Annotated in this window: 8 protein-coding genes; all 8 read left to right on the top strand. The window is 41.9% G+C overall.

Annotated elements, in window-relative coordinates:
• Positions 1-114: 114 nt before the first annotated feature.
• The gene (locus tag H4O21_RS19335) at positions 115-810 is read left to right on the top strand and encodes a hypothetical protein (RefSeq protein WP_182810534.1); all 696 of its coding nucleotides are present in this window, start codon (positions 115-117) and stop codon (positions 808-810) included.
• Complete coding sequence (locus tag H4O21_RS19330) at positions 811-1,356, top strand: hypothetical protein (RefSeq protein WP_182810533.1); 546 nt, start codon at positions 811-813, stop codon at positions 1,354-1,356.
• Between the two features lie 124 nt (positions 1,357-1,480).
• Complete coding sequence (locus H4O21_RS19325) at positions 1,481-1,942, top strand: YhfG family protein (RefSeq protein ID WP_182810532.1); 462 nt, start codon at positions 1,481-1,483, stop codon at positions 1,940-1,942.
• Between the two features lie 4 nt (positions 1,943-1,946).
• Positions 1,947-2,537, top strand: a complete 591-nt coding sequence (locus H4O21_RS19320; protein WP_182810531.1) for a putative adenosine monophosphate-protein transferase Fic — start codon at positions 1,947-1,949, stop codon at positions 2,535-2,537.
• 90 nt (positions 2,538-2,627) lie between these two features.
• A complete protein-coding gene (locus H4O21_RS19315; protein WP_182810530.1) occupies positions 2,628-3,404 on the top strand; it encodes a hypothetical protein in 777 nt (258 codons plus the stop codon).
• Between the two features lie 899 nt (positions 3,405-4,303).
• Entirely contained in the window at positions 4,304-4,579 is a 276-nt protein-coding gene (locus tag H4O21_RS19310; RefSeq protein WP_182810529.1) for a hypothetical protein, read from the top strand.
• Between the two features lie 238 nt (positions 4,580-4,817).
• The gene (locus tag H4O21_RS19305; RefSeq protein WP_182810528.1) at positions 4,818-5,129 is read left to right on the top strand and encodes a hypothetical protein; all 312 of its coding nucleotides are present in this window, start codon (positions 4,818-4,820) and stop codon (positions 5,127-5,129) included.
• Between the two features lie 205 nt (positions 5,130-5,334).
• Positions 5,335-6,576 carry a hypothetical protein gene (locus H4O21_RS19300; RefSeq protein ID WP_182810527.1) on the top strand — a complete coding sequence of 414 codons (1,242 nt, stop codon included), beginning with the start codon at positions 5,335-5,337 and terminating at the stop codon, positions 6,574-6,576.
• Positions 6,577-6,578: the final 2 nt, after the last annotated feature.

The following is a 6,578-nucleotide window of genomic DNA, read 5'->3' as shown; positions in this document are numbered from 1 at the left end:
CGTTAAAAAGCAAATCCCCTGCACAATCAGCGGCCGTTCAACAGACGGTTATAGCTATGGCTCCGCCATCCGTATAACCGCTTAATAGTTACACGTATAGATGGAGTCCAAGTATTGAAGCTTTATGAGAACGTAGTTATTGGAAATTTTTTGTATGGTTTGGGGCACTCTATTGGGAATGCTATCAAAGGAAAACAGCAGCTATCAGTTATAAATCTGTTACAGCAGACCCCAGCAGACAAGGAGCTTGGGGATATGTTATTGGAGTTTCCTGGGGTGGTAAGGCTAATTGAGTTTAAGAATCGAACAAGCTCACTTAGTAAAGAAAAAGATAGATGTGAGCAGCTCAGCATACAGATTGGTGATAATGATGAACTACAAAAAATATCTAGGGATATCCATTGGTATGTTGAAACTGAGCCATTCAAAGAGTTGTGTTTAAACAACATCAATCCATACTTAGACGCCTTTTCTGGTAATGAATCAAAACATACGATTGAATCTTTTATCGAAAGTATCACAAAGTCGGTAATAGATCCTGAGATAAAAATATCATCCTCCAAACTTGAAGCATATCTTGCACTCGTGTCCACATGTCAAGGTGAAGGAGAAGTAGGTACAGGTGGCCTGATTGTGTCAGTTGGTGAAGAGGGACTGAGGTACCTACAGTTCGCAGATATAATGCAGTTAAGGTTGCAGCATAAAGATTACGTTTTGCAAGTTAAAAATGAGTACGATTCGATAATGCGAAGGCGTCCTGAAAAAGAAAAAAAATTAGATAGAGGACATTCTATGGGGATGAGTAGATAGATGGAAAAATTTCACTGCCTTGTAGATTCCTCCTTCAATCTTTTGAAAGCTAGCGAAAGAAATCAATCGGAACTTCAAGGCGCAATAAAAGAAATTGAAAGTAGCACGAAAAGCTTAAATAGTACCGCACAAGATATCGAGAGTAGGGTTGCTAGTGCAGTGACCGCATCCAGTCGTGAGGCGACCGAATATATCGTAAAAAAAGTACTTTCAAATTTGCGCGAGGCAGAAAAAAACGCAGATAGAGCATCAACTAGATTTGAAAAGGCGGCAAAGTTTTCGGTTCTAAAAATTGGGGTAATGTTCTTCCTCTTCTTCTTAATGGCAGGTGCGCTCCTTTGGTTTATGTTCATAAAAAATATACCGACAATTGATGAGATTAACCGACTAAAAAATGAGAAAAGTATCTTGGTGGGTGAAATAGCTTCATTGAAACAGTACGGTGAAGTTTCCCGCTGTGACGGTAAGCCTTGTATACAAGTTGATAATTCTACCTGGTACGGCGGTGAAGAAATGCCTTACTACATAATTATCCGTAAGCAATAAATGTGTAACAAAGCATTTCAGCGGACAAGCCGCTGAATGCGGCGTTATGCATTGCCAGATCGGACGCAGGCCATCTACAAAGATGATAAAATGACGGCAAAATCCTAGCCAAATGTGGGTTGATATGAAAGCAAGAAGTGTACTACTCGCATCAAGTTTAGATGAATTAAGGGGACTAGGGTCCTATCTCGAAATTAAGAACAGCCTTGAAAAAGAAATTGACAACAAGCTTGGGGTTAGAGGTTGGAAATCGCTTTTTCATAAGATTCAGTTTATTAAAGAATCTGTTCTTACCAATAAAATAATTATAACAAAAATGGATCAAGGGAAATCGTTTAAAGAATCAAAGAGCGATATTTCCAAAGCTCTTGGCATAAACCTTACGGCAAAAGGTTGGGAAGACTTTAATAGAAAGATAAACTTGATAATTTCTGTTTTCTATTCAGAATCATTCGATCCTTACTCGTATTATGAGAAAACAAAGCTAAAAAAATTTAAGGATAGCTCCAAACTTGAAGGTATAGATATCGAACTTTCTGATAAGAGCGCGTCTTTGGAAAGTGTTCTAGAAAAATACAAAAGGTAGTATTATGGATAAGTATGATGCAGTCAATGATATCTACTGCTATCAAGGTACAAGCATATTGAAAAATAAGCTTAATATTAAAAATATGGACGAGCTTGAAGACGCAGAAAGAGAGATTACAGCGATAACAGCCAGAAATATAGATTTCAGTCACCCTCCATATGACCTGGAGTACATGAAGAGTCTGCATTATAAGCTTTTCTCGGAGCTATATGATTGGGCTGGTGACATACGCAGCATAGATATCTCGAAAGGTGGTACGCGATTTTGTAACTGTGGCAGAGTTGTACCAGAGTCAGAAAAATTATTCGGCCACTTGGAGAATGAGAATTGGCTGCGGAATCTTCACCAAGAGGAGTTTTGCAATAAGCTTGCTGAGTATTATTGTGAAATCAATATGATACACCCCTTCCGTGAGGGTAATGGTAGGGTCCAAAGGCTGTTATTCGAGCATCTTTCTCTTGCGGCTGGTTACGACCTTGACTGGGGTGATGTAGCACAGGATGAATGGATTCAGGCTAACATTGATGGCGTTAACGTGAACTACGAGCCGATGTCAGAAATATTCAAACGTATAGTCATCCGTTGTGCTTGATAAGCATAACAATCGGCTGCACAGCGACCGATTTTCCGCCGCTTCGCGGCTCCAAACCGGCGCGTGAGCCGGGCGTTATAAGGCATAGAAATGGACAGTAGATATTCTAAGCTTGAAGAAGAACTAAAAGAACTCGTGACGCAAGGTGAGGTGTTGCAAATATCCATTGCTCTCGATCTAGGTCTTTTGAATGACAAGCAAACCGAAGAATTTAAAGATTTAAAATTGCCCAACATCAAGGATTCTTATCAGAAGTGGTACTCACTCGCTCTTCAAGTTGTAAGACAAATTCTTCCAGATCGTTTAGATGATTTCGTACTTCAATATAAAAATGAAAAGCGAAAGAATACTGATTTTCTTACATATACGATTTCCGACTATCTTATAGGCTTGAGAACTACAAGGGGATACGAAACGGTAGTCGATGGCTCAGCAGCTTATCCTAAATTTGAAACGCAACTAGGAATTCTAAAATCTGCAAAAACAAGATTTAAAAACGCGATATTTGATATTTCCGAGGTTTTACAAGCTGACATATTCGATTCCGAGATTGAAGCCGCAAAAGAGCTAAACAAAAAAGGTTTTGTACGTGCCTCTGGAGCCATTGGGGGAGTTGTTCTAGAAAAGCATTTGGGTAAGGTATGCGCGCACCACGGCCTAAAATCTAGGAAAAAGAACCCATCCATCAGTGATTTTTATCAGCTTCTTAAAGAAAATGGCACCATCGATACGGCGCAATGGAGGTTTATCCAGCACTTGGGTGATATTCGTAACCTATGTGATCACCCTAAAGAAAAAGAGCCTACTAAAGATGAAATAGTGGATTTTTTAGTTGGTGTAGAAAAGGTAATCAAAACGGTGTACTAGATGCCTTATAACAAGCCGCTCAAATTCGTTCCGGCCACAAAAGACGTGGCCTCCACCGGACTCGCTAACGCTCGCCGTTTAGCGGAGCGTCATACAATAGAAAAACTCAAAACAACCAATAAAAATCGAAACCGCTAAAGCCTCAGATACTCCGTCCTATATTGCCTATTTGAATTCTTATTCAGTCAGGAAGCTGAATTTAAATCTGATCGGGACGGGGATATTTTAGTCACTCGGGATAGCGGTTCTGATCTTTCTACTGTAATGTTTTTTGCCAATCGCGACAAATAATGTCAGATGATCATTTATCTTCAACAAGATCCCCACAAAAACATCAGTTAGCGATTGCTTTAAGCCGCTGACTGATGTTTCAATATTCGCTAATTAACCAGATCAAAAAGAAGGAGGTGTCTATCGTAATCATTTAAATCATAAATTAAGTCGCTACCCCTGAGTGTTTCCGACGCACCCAGAGGCAGCTAACCATCACCGATATCAGAGGTATCAATAAATGGCTGACACCGATTTTACGCCAGAGCTTCGCTCGGCTAAAGAAAAATTTCTTTATTTTCATGATCTTACGGCCTGTAATCGCGTTTGCGGCGCCAGGTTTTTTTACGCCTTCAATTCTTTCCAGCTTTCGGGCTTGGACCTTCATTTTCCGACGTTTTTTCATTATCGGGGTATTTTATCCCGAGGTGTTTTGACGTCCGGATGCTTGTCTCGTATCTCTGAACAGGTTCTTGTTTTATCCGATTCGCGGTGTGCTTCGCCTTTAATGCACGGGGCTTTCACCCGGCTTAAATCAGTCGTGGTGAATACTGCCGTCAATCTGTTTAAACCCATGAATCTTTCAGTAAACAAGATAACTATCTTGAAAACTACCGGAGGTTTACGTTATGAACCCGACTCACAATGTCTCTGATATTAAAGACGGAGAGAAAAAAGAAGGTGTTGATCCACTGGATATGCATCAGCTCAGCCAGGCCTTTGAGTGTTTCAGGCATCGCAGCGCATTTGTGATGACGGCACTGGAGCATATGGCCTTTAAAAATGAGCGCTCTTTGCATCAGAAAGATGTGGCTTATGGCGCGGGCTATTTTGTCTCTGACCTGATGGATGAGCTGCAGCTGATCCAGAAAATGGTGGATAAAGATCTGAAAACTGGCGATTAAACTTTAACCCTGTTTCTGAATGGCAGGGTATTGAGTGATTTAAATGCTTTGCCGGTAGAGACGTCACCGGTGCCGTATTCTGTGGAGGGAATACGGCATGCCCGGTGTAGTGCGTCGCTATCGGAATGATATGACAACCACCCATCCGATAGAACAGGTCGGGTCGATTCAGCCATCTGTATCAGGCTGATCGTATCCTTTGGTTCTGTGATGTGGTGAACTGGTAACGAGGGATTGTATGATGTTACCCAGAGGCTGGTATAAAACCAGTGAGATTAGCGTCTGGTTACTGAGCGATAAATTAGACCAGGCCATAGGAAAAAATCACGTCTTATACGGTCGATCACTTCGGATTATTGCCCACGAGGATCTGGTCAACAGTGGTCGGTTACTATGCTGGCACCCGGATGAAGAGAATCTGTATACATTGCTGCAACTCAGCTGGGTGCGAACCTCATCTGAGCTGTGTCATGCCCCGCCTATTGTAGAAATGCAGGGCAGTTTTCAGGATTTTCTGGATTATACCGAAGCAGAACAACTGAGCGACTGAGCCGATTTGGCAGATTGGCATCCGCGGTAGTTTTAAATCTGCTGTGTCAGGATAGCCCGCTGTGTCAGGATAGTTGTCCAGCACATTATCCGGGGCCGGGCTGGTTTCAGGCTGAGCCTGGTCTTTATCGCGAATAACCGATCGCTGCTGGCCGGAGAGGAAAATGGTATAAATACCGAACAAAGTTTGTGCAGGTGCTTACTATATGTCAAAAAACTTAATCATCGATCATCTGGATCAGCCTGAAACGCTGGAGGCTTTGTATCGCCAGTCGCCGGACGAGTTTTATCCTATGCTCCAGCAGGCAATGGAAAAGAAAGTCGATTCTGAAACATTAAAAGTCTGGCATGCAAGGTTAACGTATTCAGCGCCGGAAACGGTGGCAAAAATATCAATTGTTACGCTGGTTCTGTTGTGCCTTGCTACCGGTTTTTTTACCAAAATACCGGCATTTTTCTCTGTAGAAGATGAGTGGTTTTACCCCAGGTTTATGCCTTTAATTGTGGTTTATGCGCTGACAGCGTATTTTTTGTTATCAACCACGGTAAAATCAAAAATTAAAACGACCATTCTGGCCGCGATTGCAGGCGGTACGGTTGTCGCGTTTGCTTTGCCGGATAGCTCTGATTCTGATTCAGTTACGATGGCATTGATCCATTTGCCATTAGCGTCATTGAGTTTATTAGCGCTCAGTTTTATGTCTGATCGTTGGCAAAGTACAAAAGAGCGCCTGAACTTCATTCGCTATATTGGTGAGATGGGGATATATACTGCCCTGATTCTGCTGGGCGGAATGGTTCTGACAGGTATTACTCTAAGCTTGTTTGATCTGATTGGCCTCTCGATTGAGAGGTGGTATACGGATTATATCGTGGTGTTGGGTCTGGTATCTGCTCCGATTGTTGCGACGTATTTATTCGATACAGTACAAAACCGTCAGAGTAAGTTCGCACCGATTTTATCTAATGTGTTCAGCCCATTATTTCTGATCACTGTACTGGCGTATCTGGTTGCAACCTTTTATCAGGGGCGTAGTCCTTATACCGACAGAGAGTTTCTTATCCTGTTTAATGGCCTGCTGCTGATTATTCTCGCGCTGACCATTTTTTCTATATCTGGTAAGAAGCAGCGACCGGGCGTTCAGCTATCAGACTATATTAATGTTTCTTTAGTCAGTGCAACGCTATTTGTTAATGTTATTGCTCTGTCAGCAATAATATTTCGATGGGCAGAGTATGGCATAACCCTGAATCGCCTGGTTGTGACCGGAGCAAATCTGCTGATTTTTGCTCATCTTATTTTGTTACTCCGGCAATATATCAGACACCTGCGACAAGGAGAGGGTATAGACAATCTGGAAGCCATTATTGGAAAGTATTTACCTGTTTATACTGGATGGTCTCTGATCGTGGTTGTTATTTTGCCTCTGATCTTCCAGTTCAGATAGGT

Origin of the sequence: Oceanospirillum sediminis (assembly GCF_014164585.1) — a bacterium.
GTDB lineage: Bacteria > Pseudomonadota > Gammaproteobacteria > Pseudomonadales > Halomonadaceae > Oceanospirillum > Oceanospirillum sediminis.
The sequence above is the reverse complement of the archived record's forward strand: the minus strand, read 5'-3'. Positions and strand labels throughout refer to the sequence as shown.

What these genes read in the sequence shown, in the direction of transcription:
- H4O21_RS19300 (WP_182810527.1), top strand. Translation starts at nt 5,335, where the DNA reads ATGTCAAAAAACTTAATCATCGATCATCTGGATCAGCCTGAAACGCTG.
- H4O21_RS19325 (WP_182810532.1), top strand. Translation starts at nt 1,481, where the DNA reads ATGAAAGCAAGAAGTGTACTACTCGCATCAAGTTTAGATGAATTAAGG.
- H4O21_RS19315 (WP_182810530.1), top strand. Translation starts at nt 2,628, where the DNA reads ATGGACAGTAGATATTCTAAGCTTGAAGAAGAACTAAAAGAACTCGTG.
- H4O21_RS19330 (WP_182810533.1), top strand. Translation starts at nt 811, where the DNA reads ATGGAAAAATTTCACTGCCTTGTAGATTCCTCCTTCAATCTTTTGAAA.
- H4O21_RS19320 (WP_182810531.1), top strand. Translation starts at nt 1,947, where the DNA reads ATGGATAAGTATGATGCAGTCAATGATATCTACTGCTATCAAGGTACA.
- H4O21_RS19310 (WP_182810529.1), top strand. Translation starts at nt 4,304, where the DNA reads ATGAACCCGACTCACAATGTCTCTGATATTAAAGACGGAGAGAAAAAA.
- H4O21_RS19305 (WP_182810528.1), top strand. Translation starts at nt 4,818, where the DNA reads ATGATGTTACCCAGAGGCTGGTATAAAACCAGTGAGATTAGCGTCTGG.